The following is a 16173-nucleotide window of genomic DNA, read 5'->3' as shown; positions in this document are numbered from 1 at the left end:
TACGCCGCGCCTCCGCCGTTTGTCCGCCGTTTCGTGGTGGCGAAGGGGCGGAGGCGCGGCGTACCGCCGCCTCATGCGCCCCAAGAGACTGGTCGATCCCAGAGTCATCGACCGGGAGCGTGACGAGACGGTGTATGGAGCAGGCACAGATCACGATCACGCCGTAGCGCGGGAACTGGTACGGCGCTGTTGGATGAACCTCGCCGAGGAGGCAGAACCGCTGCCCCACGCACGCGATCAGGTCCGCCAGACCCTCGACGGCCATGCGCCGGCCTCGGTTGTCGACGACGCGGTGCTTATCGCCTCCGAGTTGGTGGGCAACGCGGTGCGGCACACCGTCACCGGCCCGGACTGCATCAGCGTCGAGGTCTACCGGGACGTCGCGGTCGTGTCGGTGCACGACGCGGATGCGGACGCCGACAGCGTGCGTCCGCGGAAGGACGTCTCGCACGACGATCTGGGCGGCCGGGGGCTCCGGATCGTTGATGAGCTGACGGCCGAGTGGTTCGCACAGCCGACGGCCATTGGGAAAGTGGTCGTCGCGGTCGTCGAGCTGGATGGCCGCGAGGCTATGTGAGGGGCAGGCTGTTCAGTACGTCCCACTTGTACTGTCGGCCATCGCGGCGGAGTTCGACCAGTTCGACGGTGGCGACGGAAAGCTCGGCGGGCGGCAGAGTCCGTAGTAGGGCGACGGTTTCGACCACCGGGGCGGCGGCCCGCCGACGGTTGTTGTACGCCAGGCTCAGGTGCGGCCGGAAGATCGCGGTCGGCTTCTTCGGCGTCAGCCCTGCGGTGCGGGCGGCCTCGGTCAGAGCGGCGTGCAGGTGGAGCAGCGGCTGCCACGGGCCGACGGAGAGACGTACCGCCCCGCGGGATCCGGCCAGCGGGATGGCCCATATGGAGAAGGGGGCGGTCGGTGTCGGCTCCACCGACCGGACGAGGTTCTCCAGCTGCCCCGCGGTGACCGCGTCGGGGGCCCCGACCCGGGCGAGCGTGAGGTGCAGCCCGTCCGCCGGCACCGGGTCGAGGCCGAGCGGCGCGAGGGCCTGCTGGCAGCGCAGGGCGAGCGCGGTGAGCTGCTGGTGGCCGGGGAAGGTCAGCATCCAGTAGTACGCCCGGCTGCCGTCGCTCCAGCCGGGGCGGGCCCAATGGTCCACCATCTCGTCCAGCGCGCTGAAAGCCGCCCAGTCGTGCGCCGCGATGACGTCCGGGTCGCGCGGGTCGGCCGGGGGCTCGGCGGGGAACGCGGCGGGATCGGCGGTGAGCAGGGGCACCCGCGTACTCCTTCGGAATCACACCGCCCTTGAGTCCCTCGAATCCTTGGAGCCCGAGGTCACGACGACAAGGCCAGGACGGCTGGCTGTGAGCTCCAGGCGCGGAACTCGTCGCCATAGTCGCCCACCGCCGGGTGCTTCCGCCATGACCTGGCCTGCTCGTACAGCTCTTGGGAGCGCTGCCAGACCGATCTGATCGGCGAATCGCCGCACAGCCGCAGCGCCTCCCGGCCGAGCTCCAAGGCGTGGTCGAGGTCGGGGGCGCGCTCGCTGAGCAGGGCAGCAGAGACGTCGAGGCGTACGAGCGCGCGGCTCCACGCGGAGTCGGAGTGCTCGACGAGGTCGTCGATGCGGTCGGCGTCGCGCAGCGCGCGGGCGGTGTCGTGGAGCGAGACGTGCGCGGTAACGGCGTTGGCCAGGGTCCGGGCCTGTCCGTACGGCTCGAAGGAGATACACGAGGTGAGTCCGGGCGGGACGTCGTGCCGGTCGGAGAGGTCGAGGGCCTGGCCGACGGCCTGCCCGGCGGTGCGGCGGTCGCCGGTCTTCGCGAGGGCGCGCGCCTGGCCGTTGACGAGGAGGCGGATGGACTGAGGGCTGCGCGGGGCGCGCTCCACTGCCGCCGCGGCGCACGCGTCGGCTTCGGCGTACCGGCCGGCGTAATAGAGCTCGAAGGACAGGGTGCCGCTGGCCCACAACTCGGTATCCAGGTCGTTGATTGCTCGGCTGAGGTCCACGGCTTCAGTGCAGTACGCCTCCGCGAGAGTGAAGTCACCGGTGTTGACGGCCATGTAGCCGAGCAAGCCAGAGGCCCGGGCGGCAAGGCGGAAGAGTTCCTGGCGGGCGCGCGGGGGCTGGCGGCCGTCGAGGAGAGCGTGCGCGAGTTGCCGCAGACCTCGCGCCTCGGCGCGCAGTGCGTACGGGCCGTCCTGCTCATAGCGGTCGGTGATGCTCTCCAGAGAGGAGCCGAGGAAGGCGAGCGTGGCGTCGTCTGCGTTGCTGGCAGTGAGCTGGCGGGCGCGGGCGACGATCTCGAAGGGGTTGTCCCCAGAGTCTTGAGCGAGGTGGGGACCAGGCGTCGCACGGGTGGCGGACGGCTTCGTACGCAGCTCGCGTTGGCCACCCGGCACGGCGAACAGCTCGGCGACAGGTCTGCCCAACATGTGCTCCAGCACCCGGCAGGCGTCCGGCCGCGGCAGCGTCTGCAACTCCCCGCCGAGCCAACGGTCGAACTGCCGGGAGGACACCCGCAGCGAAGCGAGTCGCCGGTCGCCGTCGCGCTCCGCGAGCCTGATGGCCGACCGCTCGAACTGCGCCGCGAACGCCTCGTACGTCGTCAGGTGTCGTTGCTGAGCTAACTGCCGGAACAACGTCGTCCGGGGCATGGCACACCCTCCTGGTGCGGCGGGCCGGGCGGGGCGCACCGTCCTGCGGTCGATGGAGGCGCATGTCTGGTTCGGCGGACACGCGTCGTGACCCTAGGCAGAATGCCGCGGGCACAGTGAACTAGGCAATATGTCTGGTGAAGTTGACTCGTATGGGTTGTCGCGCTCGTGCTCGCCGGAGAGACTTCCGCCATGGCCTTGAAGAGGAGCCTGGTCCCGCAGTCCGTGTACCGTCGCCAACTCGCCGCGCGCTTGCGTGAGTTGCGCGACGCTGCCGGGCTGACGCTCACCGAGGTGGCCGAGCAGATCGAGATCAACCAGGGATCGTTGAGCCGCATCGAGACCGGCGAGCGCGGCACGACACCGGTCCTCGTCCGGGCGCTACTCGACTGCTACGGCGTCGAGGACCCGGCCCAGCGTGCCGACGTACTCGACCTGGTACGGGCCGACAAGGAGCAGCAGAAGCCGTGGTGGCGGAAGTACTCCACGGTCCTGACCGCGACCCGGTATGACGGCTATCTGGCGCTGGAGGCCGGCGCGGTCTCGATGGCCAACTACCAGCCGATGCTCGTCCCCGGCCTGCTCCAGACCGAGGACTACGCGCGCGCCGTCATCTCCCAGATGCGCATGGAGCTCACCGCGCCCCAGGTGGAGTCCCTGGTCAAGGTCCGTATGGAGCGGCAGAACAGCCGCCTCGGCGGCGAACAGCCGGCCAAGCTCTGGGCCATCCTCGACGAGGCGGTACTGCGCCGCACGATCGGCTCGGCCGAGGTCATGCGCGACCAGCTGCGCAAGCTGATGGAGACGAGCGAGCAGCCGAACACCACCGTGCAGCTGCTGCCGTTCGAGCTCGGCGCGCATCCGGGCTTGTACGGCCCGTTCGTCATCCTGACCTTCTCCGACCCCACGCCGAACCTGGTGTGGCTGGAGAACCCCAAGAACTCCGTGTACCTCGAAGCCGCGGACGACGTCGACAACTACACAGAGATCTTCGACCAGTTGAGAGCCTGCGCCCTCGATCCGTCGGAGACCCGCACCCGAATCGCGCGAATCAGCAAGGAGCTGGATCAGTGAGCACGCCCCGCACCACCGTTCCGCTGTACGTCGACTTCGCGCTCGCGCGGTGGCGGAAGAGCTCATACAGCGGGGGTGCGAACGACTGTGTGGAGATCGCAGACCTTGGGTCCCAGATGGCTGTGCGCGACTCCAAGGATGTCGGCCTTCGGCCGCTGGTGTTCTCGCGGTCGGCGGTGCGGGCGCTGGTCGGGGGGATCGCGGACGGATTGATCTGAGGGCGAAGGGACGATCGTTGAATGGCGGGACGGTCGTCGTGGGTGGCGGAGTCTCGGGTCTGTCGACCGGCTCGTGTTACTTGAAGCCATCACGAAACCGAGTCGACCGGTGAGCCCGTTTCCCGCCGTACCAGAATCTGCTGACGCCCGCCCGCCGGGATCTGTAGCCAGCGCATCCGGGCTTGGGTACCTGCGCAGTGCGGCGCGCGGGGCTGCGCAATCCAATTACGCAACCCGCGCGATGGCACGCAGGCACCGTCCGCACTCCCGACTGCGCAGATCCCCGGCCGGTCGTGTAGTCGGGTGCGCATCGCCCGTCCAACGATGCGCAATCACCACGCACTTGGTGACACGCAGGGTGTGGCAGACGTGTGGTGGGCCCGTCGGCTGGGGCGACCATGCGCACGACCACGGCAGGTAGGTGGGCGGCTGCGCAGACTCCTCTTCGCCTGCGTGCGCTGACTGGGCAGCCGTCCATGCGTGCTGCGCATGCAGTGTGCAGTCGGTTGCGCATCGCTGTGGTCAGGGCCATGGTCGGGGTTTCGGGGCCGTGGTCGGTCCGTGATCTGGATCTGCGCAGCCGCCGCGCGGCGGTGGTGGTTGGTGCGCAGCGGCTGCGCAAGCCGTCTACGCATGCGGCGACCAGCCCCAGGCGACCCTGCGGTCGGGGTCCTGGACGGGGTACCACACGGGCTGGGAGGGGCCTTGGGTGCGCAAGTCTGCCAGCGCCGCGGCCAGGACGGGGACGGTGTGCAAGAAGAGTGGCAACGCCAGGCCTTTGGCGGCCGCATGCAGGGCTCGGATGCGGGTGGTGATGCCGGCGGGGCCGGTGCAGTCCAGGACGAACAACAGGCGAGGGAAGAGCGGATAGTGCCGCCGCCAGGCTTCCTGCTCCGGCTCCTGCCCCGGGATCTGCCGCCGCTGCCCCGGGGAGGCGGGCACGTAGTCGTGGAGGCGGGCGTAGGCGGTGAGTTTCGCGGCCAGGCGTTCCGGACCCATAGTGGCCCGGTCGACCTCGACGAACGCCCGCAGCATCGACCCGTCGCCGCCCTCACGGCCGCGCCGGTAGTACATGAGCGCGTCGGGGATGACGGCCTCACCGCCCCCAATGGGGTGGTAGACCTCGGGGATCCAGTCCAACGGCCGGCACAGTTCGCCACGGCGGCGGGCGTCCTCGAGGAAGACCAGCGCGGTCTCGGTCACCGTCAGCGTGTGCCCGACCCGCAGCCGTGCGGCGGTCGGATCGGACACTGTCTTCGGTGGCCGCTGGCCGCGCAACTCCGGCCACTCGCAGGCGACCTGCACGCCGTAGGAGGTGGGGAACCACACCCGCAGCCGCCCGGCCCTAGGCAGGGTGATGCGGTCGATCAGCCCCTCCTCGCGCAACTTTGCCAGCCTGCGCCGGGTCTGCTCGCTGCGCACTCCCGGGGCGATCACCCGGTGCATCTGCTCGGTGGTGACCATCCGGTACTGCACCAGCACCGCCAACGCCAACCGATCCCCACTGCCCGCATCCACGTCCGTCATCGCCGGCCCGCCTCTCTGTACAGGGCGGCACCATCCGGTACGGCGCCGCGTGTACCGGCCACGGCAGCAGCCAACCCCGACCACACCTGCGACCATGAGGGCCCGACCACGGTCACGATGCGACAACACCGCCTTCGACCGGGCCGACACCTGCGTCGATATCCCCGCCGACACCTTCCCGCTCCTCTCCGCACTGGGGCGGCGTATCCGCAGGTCACCACGCCCTCGTCGGCGTGGTCGGTAGCCCGACATCCCCCTCTGCACACCCCCGCGCTCGCCCCCAAAGCAGAAGAAAAACAGGGGACGGCGGGCGAACGGGCGGGTGCGTGCCGCCGGGGGATCGGGGCGGCCGTTGGTCAGGTTGCGCGTCGGCGGCTGCCTCCGCGCTCGTGCGCCGCAACAACCCGGCGCACACCAGCAGCACCACCAGGGCCCGGCGAGTGGAGCGGGGGTGAAAGGGAATCCCCAGACCCGTCACCTGATCGAGCGCGTTGCATGGACGCATGGCTCAGGGGCGCGTTACCTACCGGAACGGCCGGGCCGTTGCCGCGCGCGTCCACGTTCCACCTGCCTGACGGCCTCAGGGCGCAAGGTCGGCGAGGAGCGTGTCGAGGAGGGCCTCTTCCTCGATGCGCACCCCGAGTTCGGTCAGGGCCGGGGGCAGGTCGGGATCCCATGCGGCGTTGGCCAGTGTGCCGGTCAGGGGTGGGGCCAGGGGCGTGGCGGCGGCCGCGGTGCGGTAGTCGGCGGCGGTGTAGCGCCAGGGCTGCCAGGGGACGCGGCGCAGCAGGGCGTCGGCGATGCGCAGGCCGCCCCAGTCGAAGTCGCCGTGGTAGCGAAGCGTGGAGCCGTGGGTGTGCAGGTGGCGCAGCAGGGTGAGGGCGGCGGCCGAGGGCTGGCCCTGGAGGCAGACCAGGGGCGGGCAGGTGGGGCCGTGGATGTCGGCCGCGGTGGCCAGGACGGTTGGGTTCTCGCACACGTACACGACCGCAGGTGCCGTGCTCGGCGGGTTGTGGGTGAGCTGGCGCAGTGTCAGGACGGCCGGTTCGCCCGTGTCGGTCATCCAGTCCAGAGCGGCGGTGCCCTGCAGACCCAGGGTGAGCACGGTGGAGGACAGGGCGTCCCTGAGCACGCCGGCCGAGGCCCAGGCCTCGCGGCGCCATTCGGCTCCGCTGCCGTCCGGGAAGCCGGTCAGAGCGCGGACGCCGGAGAGGACGATGGTGGCGAGCGGGGTCGTGTCGTCGAGCGCGTGGGCGTCGCCGAGCGCGGTGGCGGCGAAGGCGGGCAGGGACACGGCAGGGGTTGCGGGCAGCGCTCGCAGGGCCGTCGCGGCGTCGGTCAGCAGGGTCTTCGCCGCGTACGGGGTGCGGGCGAGGCGGCGTACGAGGCCTTCCTTGCGCAACTTCTCGGACCACTCGGACAGTTCAGGTCGCAGCGTGGCCAGTGGGGCGTAGGCGTCCTGCCAGGCGTTCGCTTCCCGTTCGCGTACGTCGGCGAGTCGGGTGACCGGGCCGGTGAGGGCGGTCACGGCCGTGGCGAGGCCCTCGGGGCTGATGCCGGAGCGGCGCAGCACGGCGTCCGCCGCGTCGAGGCGCACGGTCAGCGAGCGTCCGGTCCCCGGGCTGCGGCCCAGCAGGCGTTCGGCGGCGGCGCGCTCGGCGGTGGTGGGGGCGGCCAGCGTGACCGGGCCGGTGAGGGGTTCGTCCCGCTCCATGCGGCGTCGGACGCGCTCGACCAGCCAGGCGAGGTCGGGATCGCCGAGCAGGCGGCCGAGACGGTCGCGATCGACGCGCGGGCCGGGTTCCCCGAGGGGCGAGGGCTGCCCGGGCGTGCTCATGTCCACAGCACGTCCTGGCCGGAGTCGCTGCCGTCGGCCGGCGCGGGCCCGGGTGCCTCCCCGACGCTCGAACTCTCCCCCACTCTCGGCTTCGCTCGAGCGGGGGGACCCCCATGCGCGGGGGGACCCCCATCGCCGACCGCAGTGGCCGACGATGCCGCCTGGGCGGGGAGTACCGCCAAGCGGTGGTCCGGTTCGGTGCCCCGTACGCGCTCGGTCCCGTCCCATTCCCAGCGGGTCACCAGGACCGCGGCGATCTCGTCGACGCGGGAGAGTTGGGCGATGGCGATGCCGGGGACCTGGGGGTAGCAGGCCCATTCGCGTTCGCTGGTCATCACCACGTCCAGGTCGAAGGCGTGCAGCAGGCCCAGGCATTTGGCCCGCGAGTCGTCGTCCACGCCCGCGAACGCCTCGTCCAGGGTGACCAGACGCGGGGCGTCGGGGGCGGCCGTGGCGTAGTGCGAGGAGGCGGCGGCGAACAGGGGCACGGACACGGCCAGGACCCGTTCGCCGCCGGAGGCGGGGCCGGTGGCCGGAACCCAGGTGCCGTGCTGGTGGCGTTCGATGCCGAACTCGTGCCAGGAGCGGTAGTCGAGCGCCGCGGTGAGCACCTCCAGCCAGCTGCCCGCCGCGTCGTCGGACTGCCGGCGGGCGATCTCGGCTTGCAGGAACTCGCCGACCTCCGCCCGGTCCTCGGGCGCCCAGGCGTCCGCGGACTGGCGCAGGCGTTCGCGCGCCTGGGCCAGTCCGGCGGGTGCCTTGCGTGAGGGGCGCCAGATCAGACGCAGTTTCATGCCGGTGGATGTGGGCCGCTCCTGAAGTTCGGCGTTCATGGCCCGCACCTGCCGCTCGGCGGCTGCGATCAGTTCCTGAAGGGTGCCGGCGACTTCGGTGAGCAGGTGGGTTTCGAGGATCTCGCGTTCGTGCGCGGACAGGATGCGCGCCAGTTCGGTCACCTCGGTGGCGAGGGCCGCGGCCAGTTCGGGCACGGTCCGCCGGCGGCCCTGGTAGACGATGTCGACGACCATGCCGTCCTCGACCATGCGGGCGGTGGCGCTGTGGCCGCCGCGGGAGAGGGCGTCCTGGAGTTTCTTGTACTCCTCGCTGAGCCGCTTTTGTACGCGTTCCCATGCGCCGTCGGAGTCGTCGGTGCCGGACGGGCCCGACAGCTGCGCCTCGATGGTGCGGGCGAGCGCGACGGCCGGGGTGGCCGCCCACGGTCCGTCGTCCAGCGGGGGCACGACCGTCTCGGGCAGGGCGACGGTCAGCAGGCCGGTGGCCGCGAACCGCTGGAGCGCGGCGATCGCCTCGGCGCGGGAGGCGGCGGCCTCGCGCACGTCTTTCTCCAACTGCTCGATGCGGCCCTCCGCATGGCCGACGCGCCGACCGGCGGCGGTGTGCTCCTCGCGGCAGATGCGCTGGTCGCGGTCGCACGCGGCCAAGGCCTCGGCGGTGGCGGCCAGGCGCCGCTCCAGCTCCGCGACGGCGGCGCCGACGGTGGAGCGCAAGGTGGTGTGGCGTTCGTCCGCGGCGGCCGCGAGGCGGGCCGCGTCCTCGGCCCGCAGGGCCAGTTCGGCCACCCGGGTGCCGGCTCGCTCGGCTTCCGCGCGCTCGTCGGCGACCGTGCGCCGGGCATCGGCGCGCTCGCGCAGGGCGGGCCACAGGGCGGCCAGGACGGCGGTGTAGTCGGCCAGTGCCTGGCGGACAGCGGCCAGTTGCGGCCGGTCGGCGGGCAGGTTCACAGCGGCTGCCGTGTCGGTGAGTTCGGTGGCGGCCTCGGCTTCCTGCCCGACCGCCGCGGCCAGTTCGGCGGAGCGGTCGTCCTGGCGGGCGCGGGCGCGGTGGGCGGCGTCCGCGGCGGCCGCGGCCAGCGCGTGCGCGTGGCGCAGGGCGGCGTCGTCGGGCACGGCGGCCAGTTCGGCGTCCAGGGTGCGCCGGCGCCGGGCCACCGTGGCCCGCTCGGCCTGCAGCTGGTCCGACTGGTGTGCCAGGGCCTCGAGTTCGCCGTGCAGGACCGCGATCCGGGCCCGGCGCGCCTCCTCACGGGCGCCCTCGCCCACGTACATGGCGGCCTGCTTCGACCAGCTGCCGGTCAGCGCTCCGACGCGGAAGCGGCCGTCCGCCGCCACCCAGGTGTCGCCGCCGGAGCCGAGACCCACGGCGGCCAGAAGGCGGGCCACCGTCTGCTCGCCCACCGCCAAGGCACGCGCGTCCCCGTGGTCCACAGCCGGGCGCAGCACATCGGCAAGCACCGGCCCGGCGAGCGCGCCGCCTGGCGACAGCAGAACGTCGTGCCCGTCGGCGGACACGGCGGTACCGTCCGGACACACCCAGGCATCCAGGAGACCGGAGGCCTCCAACGCCGCCTCCAGGCCCGCGCGTTCAGTGACGGTGACGTGGTCGTGGAAGTCGACCAGACGCCACAGCGGCGCCCCGGGGGCCTGGTCGCGGACGCCGGGAGTACGCGTGTGGGGTGCCGTGGGACCGCGCTGGCCGCCCGCCTCCAGGTCGGCCAGCTCTCGCTCGGCCTCGGCGCACCGGGCGTGCAGTTCGGTCAGCCGTTGGCCGAGGGCGGCCGTCTGGTCGGCCAGGTGCGCGGACCTGGCGCGATGGGCATCTGCGGCGTCCACGCGCGCGGGTGAGGGGCCTCGGAGGTGCGTGACCCACTCCTGCAGACCGTCCAGCAGGCCCGCCGGATCCTGGTGTGTCAACTCCTCACAGGTGTCGAGGTGTTCGCGTACGGCGGCGACCAGTTCCAGGCCCGCCTCTGCCGCAGCGGCCTCCGCCTGCGCGTTCCGTTCGGCGGTGTGCCCGGCCTCGGTCTGCGCTTCGTCCAGGCGGCGAGCGGCGGCGCGCCGCTCGGCGGCGGCCTCCTCGGCGCGCGACGCCAGCTCCTCCACGTGGTCGAGGGTGCGCCGCCTGCGCGCCACCGACTCCTCGGCCGCGCGGCGCAGTTCAGCCTCCGGTGCGCCCTCGGTGCGCGGCTCGCCGTCGAGGCGGGCGGCCGCAGCCGCCTCCCGCTCGCGGGCGAGCGTGTCCGCGACCTGCTCCTCGGCTGCCCTAAGCCGCCTGCCGGCACTCTCGAGGCGGCCCAGGGCGCGGGTGTGTGCCTGGGCAGCCTGCTCCCGGTCCGCCTCGGTGCGAGCCACATCAGATGCTGTACGACGGGCATCGGCCGCCGCCTGCTCCAGCTCCCGGGCGCTGCGCATCTCCGGGCCCTCGCGCAGCGCAGCCTCCTGCGCCTTCAGCCGTGCGGCGCTCTCCTCCAGCTCCGCGAGCCGTCCGGCGATCCGCTCCCGGTCCTCCTCGGCCTGCGACCGCTCGCTCTCGGCCTGCACGAGGTCGCGGTTGAGCTGTTCGTAGCGGGCGTGTTCGTGGCGGGGGAGCCGGGCGCGGCGGCGGGTGGCGACGCGGGCGTAGCGGCGGTAGTGGTCCAGGAAGGCGGAGGCGGCCCGCTCGGCCTCGGTGGCCGCCCGCAGCTCCTCCTTCTCCTCATCCAGAGACCGGAACGCCTCGGCCACGTCGGCGATCACTGCCTGGTCCATGGGCGGCAGCGCCTCGGTCAGCGCACGCGACAGCGCTGCCTCGTTGGGCCGCTTCGACAGCTGCGGCTGGCGCAGCTGGATGAGCAGGTCCACCAAGGCCGCGTACCGCCGCTCACCGAGCCCGAACAGCGCCTCGTCGACGCCCCTGCGATACGCGGTGGCGGTGTCGTACACCATGCCGCGCCCGGCGAGAGCTTCCGCGAGCCGGTCCCGCGACAGCGCGGTGCCGGTGGTGTCGAGCAGACTGAGCTCCTGCCCGATCCGCTGGTCGGTGACGGCGTACCAGTGGCGGGCGATACCCCGCCCCGCCACCGCCTTCAGCCCGCAGGCCAGGGTGAGGAAGCGGTCCTGTCCGGCGGCGTCGTCGTGGCGGCCGAACTCGATCCAGGTGTAGCCGAGCCGCTCGGGGTGCGGGTGCTGCCCGCCCAGCAGCAGGTTCCACTCCATGCGCTTGCCCGGGTCGGCGTCGGGCTCCACGCGCCGCGCGGACAGGTCGCCGTCCAGGAGGAAGGGCAGGGTGAGGGCGAGGACCTTGGACTTGCCGGTGCCGTTGTTGCCGCGCAGCAGCAGCCGTCCGTCCCGGAACCAGAACTCCTCGGTGTCGTAGTAGAAGAGGTCGACCAGGCCGATACGCAGCGGCCGCCACCGGCCAGGTGCGGGAGTGGGCAGGGCGGTCACAGCTCTCACGCCTTTCGCTGAGAGGTACGGGGGGCAGGGACTCCCGGTTCCCTTACGACGGTCTCGCCGACCGCGTACCGGGCCAACGCCGGCAGCGGGGCGACGCCGCCGGGTGCGGCGGTGACCAGGCCGAGCGCGGTCAGCTTGGCCAGGGCCTGGTCGACCAACTCCGCTTCCGCGCCCGGCTGTTTGGCGCTCTTGGACCAGAAGCCGCCGTGTTCGGCGGCCAGTTCCCGCACCCTGCGCTCCAGTTCACCGCGGCTGACCGCGCCGTTCGCGGCCGCGAGGTGCTCGGCGAGCAGCAAGGTGACGTGCCCGTGGGTGCCCTGCTCGGGCATCCGTACGTCGGTCAGGTCGTCCAGGGGGTCGACCATGGCGATGCCCTCGGCCCGCACCTCCGTGACCAGGCCGGTCAGTTCGGTGATCCGTGCGGTGATGAAGGCCCGCTGGCGGGTGAGGTAGGCGAGCTCTGCGTCGGTCAGCTCGGCGTAGTACAGCACCGGGTCGTCCAGCAGGCGCCGGGTCAGCCGCTGGCGGATGGCGCGGAAGCGTAGTTCGTCGCTGTCCAGGGCGCTCTCGGCGGCCAGCTCGGCCAGTCGGTCCTCGAAGCCGTCAGCGGTGATCATCGACGGGCCGCGGCGGGCGGCGAGCAGTCCGGCCAGGACGCGGCGCTGGACGTCGTAGAGCACATCGCCCGCCCCGCTGACGTAGGCGTCCTCGTCCCCGGCCACCCGCCGCAGCACTCCGTAGCGCATGAGCAGCCGTACCACTGCCGCTAGATCCAGCCGCTCCTCGCGCCGCTCCAGCGTGAACTCGATCCCAGCGGCGGCCAGATGGGGGTCGGCGGCATCCAGGACCACCTGCTCGGCGAGCCGGCCGAGCGCGATCTGCGCCTCGCCCCGCTCCAGCGCGGCCAGCGCCAGGCACAGCAGCACATAGCGGCGGCGGGTGAACGGCGCGCGAGCGCGGGAGGCCTCACGGGCCGGATGGGTGGGGTCGGCCAGGGTGCCGGGTGCCCTGCCCAGCCGCGCAGCCTCCGCGTCCACCCGCAGAGGCCAGCCGGTGTTGCGGTCGAACCAGTCGCGCAGGTCGTCGGCGTGCTGGCGCGCCAGCCGGAACTCCTCGGCGTATGGGCCGTGCGCGAGCAGCAGCGGCTCCTTCAGCAGCGCGCGGGCGGCCTTGTGGAACTCGGCGGCGCGCCGGCTGTCCAGCACCTCGCCCAGGGGCGTGGTCATCGATCCCCTCCCGTCGGTGTGTCGTCGGTGCGTATCTGACCGGTCCGGGTGAGATCGGTGATCTCGACCAGGTGATCGGGTCCGCGGAAGGTGCCGCCGGGGGTGCGGATCTCGGCCGTCGTCCCGTCCGCCAGGGCGGTGAGCCGGATCTCCATCGTGCCGTCGTTGCTGGTCGCGACGGTGGCCGTCATGCCGGGCCGCCAGGTGGCCAGGGCGTCGCCGAGCAGCTGAAGGAAGAGGCCGAAGGCGAGCGGGTCGAGCTCGCCGAGCGCGGACAGCCGCGTGGTGCCGTCCGTCGCGAGGCGGGCACGGGCGGCCGCGATCTCCTCCGCCTGCTTGGCGGCGATCTCGGCCAGGCGCCTGCGCTGCTCGGACCGGTCCTGTACTCGACGGGTCTTGCCGCGCCGTTCATAGCTGCCGGTGCGGCGCAGTTGCGGGCTGATGCGCAGCGGCTCGGCCTCGGCCCACGGCGTGGAGGCGGCCACCGGGTGGGCGGCGCGCCGGTCGACGGTGTCGGCGTCGACGGTGAGGTGACGTGCCGGATACAGCCCGAACGCGGCGCGCCACAGCCGGTGCCGCGCCGCGTCGTCGGGGGCCTCGGCGAACCAACGGGCCAGGGTCCGAAAGTCCGCCGAGCGGTCCGAGCGCCCGGCCCGCCGCTCGTTCAACTGGCGTACAACCGCCAGCAGTTGCGGGATCGCCCCAAGAGCGCGCCCACGCAGCAGGCGGGCCTGCGACTCGCGGCCGTCCGCCGACACGAACCAGGCGGCCAGCCCCGACCACCTGCCCACCCACCGCTCATACGCCCCCGCCTCGGCGCTCTGGACCTCATCCGGGGCGGCATCGGCCGCCTCCCGGGCCGCCGCCAGCCGCAGCAGCACACCGACCCGGCCCCGCTCCTCCAACTCGCCGATGAGCAAGGCGATTCGCCCGCCCAGGGTGATCAGGTCCTGGATGAACCGCTCCAGGTACTGGATCAGGCGATCTTTGTAGGCGAGGAACACCTCGACCTCCACGTCGTGCAGGTCAATGGTGCGCTGCAGGGAGCCCATGAATGCCCGCGCGTTCTCCGCCAGCGCCTCGAACCGGCTCGTGAGAGCGGACAGTGCCAGATGCGCTTTGGCCGCGTCCGGCTCGCCCTCCTGCTCGGCGGCGATCACCAACAGGGCCCGCAGCTGGGTGACGATGTCGTGCAGGGCCACCGCCTGCAGCGCACCGCGCCGCCCCAGCGCCTCGTCATACGTCGACAGCGCCAGCTCGGCGGCCTCACCCGCCTGTGTGAGCTGGTAGATGAAGCGTTTGCGGTAGAAGTCCTCGACCGCGGTGACCCGGGAGGTGTCCGGATCCGCCCGCAGATTGCCCCACTCGACGAGACTGTCCAGCGCCTTGACCACCGCGTCCAAGTCGGCGGGCCGGTGCTCCGGCGGCAGCACCGCGAACACGTCCTCGGGCCGCAGATGGACCGCGAAGCGCTCCTTGGCGGCCAGGAACGCGCCCATCACCCGGCGGTACAGGGCGGCGTTGGGCACGGTGAGGTGGGCGAAGGGCGCATACCCGGCCCGTGCCGGTCCGGAAGGCGTCGACGTCATCGTTCAGGCATTCTCTCCGACGGACACCCCGCTGTGGCAATCGTGGCCTGACCTTCACGCAGGGTCCCGCCGTGTGTGGGCTCTCGCTGCGTGCGCTCGGCCGACCGCATGTTGCGGGCCTGCCGTCGCCGATGGGGCTTTCGACTCAGGATACTAGGACGTGATCCTCCACCCCTGTCTGATCAGTTCTGCAAGCGGCGGGTATTCCTCTGGTTCGTTGCGTGGGTGGCGGCGGACATACAGCCTGGTGGGGATGCGCACCAGGATCGTCACGGCCACGATCGGCAGGATCACGTACGGCACGAGCAGGCGGAACCCATACGAGTCGTGATCCAGCGCCGCGAGGAGGGTGAGGACAGCGAGCGGGATTACGAGACAACCGGCCCCGAATAACGTCCACTTGTGGAGCTGGTGGATCCAGTGTGCCCGCTTGCAGGGGATGCACCGGGGAATTCCGATGGTGGCGGTCTGCCATCGCTCGTAGGTACCGACGACGAACCAGACGTTCCGCTCGTCGCGCCTGAGATTCAGCATGTGAATCACTCTTTGGTCCGCGTCTCTGGACTGGCAGTACCAGCACAGCAGTGGGCGGTCCATGGTGCTTCCCCTCCAGGACGGCGGCTACGGGTTCCAGATCATCTCCCGCGGCTGCGGGGACGGGTCCCGGACACAGCCCGCAGCGTCGGCCGCAGCGGTGAGCTCGCCGTTTTGACGTCGCTGGTCCGATGGCCCCTCGAACTTGATCGCTCGCGGAGGGAAGCACCGGACGTGAGAGCCCACCGCCATGACCTAATCAGTCGCTGCGGCCAGGTCCTTGCGCATCAGGTCACGCACGGTCCGAAAATTGTCCTCAAGCTCCATGCGCACGGAGTGTGCCTCAGCTTCGGCGGGCTCCCTGCCTGCGGCGTAGTGATCGCGCAGATGGCGCATGGACCGGAACGCTGCATACGCGGCCGCTTCCACGGTTGGCGGAGCTACGAGTCGCAGACGCTCGAGAGCGGCGTGAACCCCTGAAGATCGGAACGCCTCTCGAACCACGGAATCCCGCGACGCGTCCCCCAGATGATCGCCGAGACTGACGGCTCGGATGGCTTCTCCGGCTTCATTCATGGCCGTCATGAACGCCGTGTACGCCTCCCGGCGGACCTCAAGTGCCCGGTTGGACAAGTCCCGACGCCAGCGGTTGCGGTCCGCGATGAGCGTGGCCACGATGCCGATCGCCGCGCCGATGGAGGTCGACAACGCTGAGCTCCAGTCCATGCGCATCAGCGTCACACCAACGCTCCGCACTTGTCAGGCGGGCATCGGACACAGTCTCCCTGGTCCGGGAAACGCGGCGGCGCTCCGCCGTCGCGCGGTCAAGCGGATCAACCAGGGGCGTTGGAATGCCCCACCGCCCAGTCACTCCATGCACCTGAACCACCGCCGATCCCGAAAGGTGAACAGGACGTGTCAAAGGAATCTCTGAAGTGGCTGAACGCCGGCACACTGATCGGCTTCACCGACAAGCGCGGCACGGCCTGGCTTTACCGGGCCGATCTGCAGGGTGCCGAGCCCAACCACTACGCCGGTCCCGTCCCAGTGGAGGACGTGAAACGGAGCCTGTTCGGGTGGCAGGCCGTGGCCAGCCCGGTGTATGTGGAGAGCCCGGTCACCGGTGGGCTGATCCACGTACCGGAGCGGCAGGCCTTCCTCCGCAGCGACACCGGACACGTGATGGGGATCTTCAGCGACGGGTACGAGCCGCATCCGTACGAGGAGTGGCTGCAGTGACGGTCGGCGGTGATGGCTTCCGAGACCATCGGCTGGATCGT

The 16173-nt window shown here is 71.7% G+C and carries 13 protein-coding genes; 4 read left to right on the top strand and 9 right to left on the bottom strand.

From position 1 onward, the window contains the following. Positions 1-193: 193 nt before the first annotated feature. Entirely contained in the window at positions 194-577 is a 384-nt protein-coding gene (locus GAS53_RS46080) for an ATP-binding protein (protein ID WP_151483767.1), read from the top strand. Here GAS53_RS46080 and GAS53_RS46075 read toward each other — a convergent pair. Then, a complete protein-coding gene (locus tag GAS53_RS46075; RefSeq protein WP_151483766.1) occupies positions 570-1274 on the bottom strand; it encodes a 2'-5' RNA ligase family protein in 705 nt (234 codons plus the stop codon). The genes GAS53_RS46080 and GAS53_RS46075 overlap by 8 nt on opposite strands. A 59-nt stretch (positions 1275-1333) precedes the next feature. Next, positions 1334-2656 carry a hypothetical protein gene (locus GAS53_RS46070; protein ID WP_151483765.1) on the bottom strand — a complete coding sequence of 441 codons (1323 nt, stop codon included), beginning with the start codon at positions 2654-2656 and terminating at the stop codon, positions 1334-1336. A gap of 192 nt (positions 2657-2848) precedes the next feature. Here GAS53_RS46070 and GAS53_RS46065 point away from each other — a divergent pair, with 192 nt between their 5' ends. Together GAS53_RS46065 and GAS53_RS46060 are read left to right on the top strand one after the other, a co-directional pair. Next, on the top strand, positions 2849-3730 hold the full coding sequence (locus GAS53_RS46065; protein WP_151483764.1) for a helix-turn-helix domain-containing protein: 882 nt from the start codon (positions 2849-2851) through the stop codon (positions 3728-3730). After that, positions 3727-3948 carry a DUF397 domain-containing protein gene (locus GAS53_RS46060; RefSeq protein ID WP_225859525.1) on the top strand — a complete coding sequence of 74 codons (222 nt, stop codon included), beginning with the start codon at positions 3727-3729 and terminating at the stop codon, positions 3946-3948. Before GAS53_RS46065 ends, GAS53_RS46060 begins: the two co-directional genes overlap by 4 nt. A gap of 627 nt (positions 3949-4575) precedes the next feature. Here GAS53_RS46060 and GAS53_RS46055 read toward each other — a convergent pair. The 7 genes from GAS53_RS46055 to GAS53_RS46025 form a co-directional block, all read right to left on the bottom strand. Beyond that, positions 4576-5475 (bottom strand): replication-relaxation family protein, encoded by a 900-nt coding sequence (locus GAS53_RS46055; RefSeq protein WP_151483763.1) that lies wholly within the window; start codon positions 5473-5475, stop codon positions 4576-4578. Between the two features lie 580 nt (positions 5476-6055). After that, on the bottom strand, positions 6056-7312 hold the full coding sequence (locus GAS53_RS46050; RefSeq protein ID WP_151483762.1) for a TIGR02679 family protein: 1257 nt from the start codon (positions 7310-7312) through the stop codon (positions 6056-6058). Next, the gene (locus tag GAS53_RS46045; protein ID WP_225859524.1) at positions 7309-11535 is read right to left on the bottom strand and encodes a TIGR02680 family protein; all 4227 of its coding nucleotides are present in this window, start codon (positions 11533-11535) and stop codon (positions 7309-7311) included. Before GAS53_RS46045 ends, GAS53_RS46050 begins: the two co-directional genes overlap by 4 nt. Before the next feature lie 5 nt (positions 11536-11540). Next, positions 11541-12770, bottom strand: coding sequence for a TIGR02678 family protein (locus tag GAS53_RS46040; RefSeq protein WP_151483761.1), 1230 nt, complete (start codon positions 12768-12770; stop codon positions 11541-11543). Next, positions 12767-14359, bottom strand: a complete 1593-nt coding sequence (locus GAS53_RS46035; protein WP_151483760.1) for a TIGR02677 family protein — start codon at positions 14357-14359, stop codon at positions 12767-12769. The genes GAS53_RS46040 and GAS53_RS46035 overlap by 4 nt, the downstream gene beginning before the upstream one ends. A gap of 153 nt (positions 14360-14512) precedes the next feature. Further along, the gene (locus GAS53_RS46030; RefSeq protein ID WP_151483759.1) at positions 14513-14893 is read right to left on the bottom strand and encodes a hypothetical protein; all 381 of its coding nucleotides are present in this window, start codon (positions 14891-14893) and stop codon (positions 14513-14515) included. A gap of 255 nt (positions 14894-15148) precedes the next feature. Beyond that, positions 15149-15625, bottom strand: coding sequence for a hypothetical protein (locus tag GAS53_RS46025; protein WP_225859528.1), 477 nt, complete (start codon positions 15623-15625; stop codon positions 15149-15151). Between the two features lie 183 nt (positions 15626-15808). Between GAS53_RS46025 and GAS53_RS46020 the strand changes: the two genes are divergently transcribed. Then, positions 15809-16132, top strand: a complete 324-nt coding sequence (locus GAS53_RS46020; protein ID WP_225859523.1) for a DUF932 domain-containing protein — start codon at positions 15809-15811, stop codon at positions 16130-16132. The last annotated feature ends 41 nt before the right edge of the window (positions 16133-16173 follow it).

This window comes from Streptomyces albicerus (assembly GCF_008905045.1).
Taxonomy (GTDB): Bacteria; Actinomycetota; Actinomycetes; order Streptomycetales; family Streptomycetaceae; genus Streptomyces; species Streptomyces albicerus.
The sequence above is the reverse complement of the archived record's forward strand: the minus strand, read 5'-3'. Positions and strand labels throughout refer to the sequence as shown.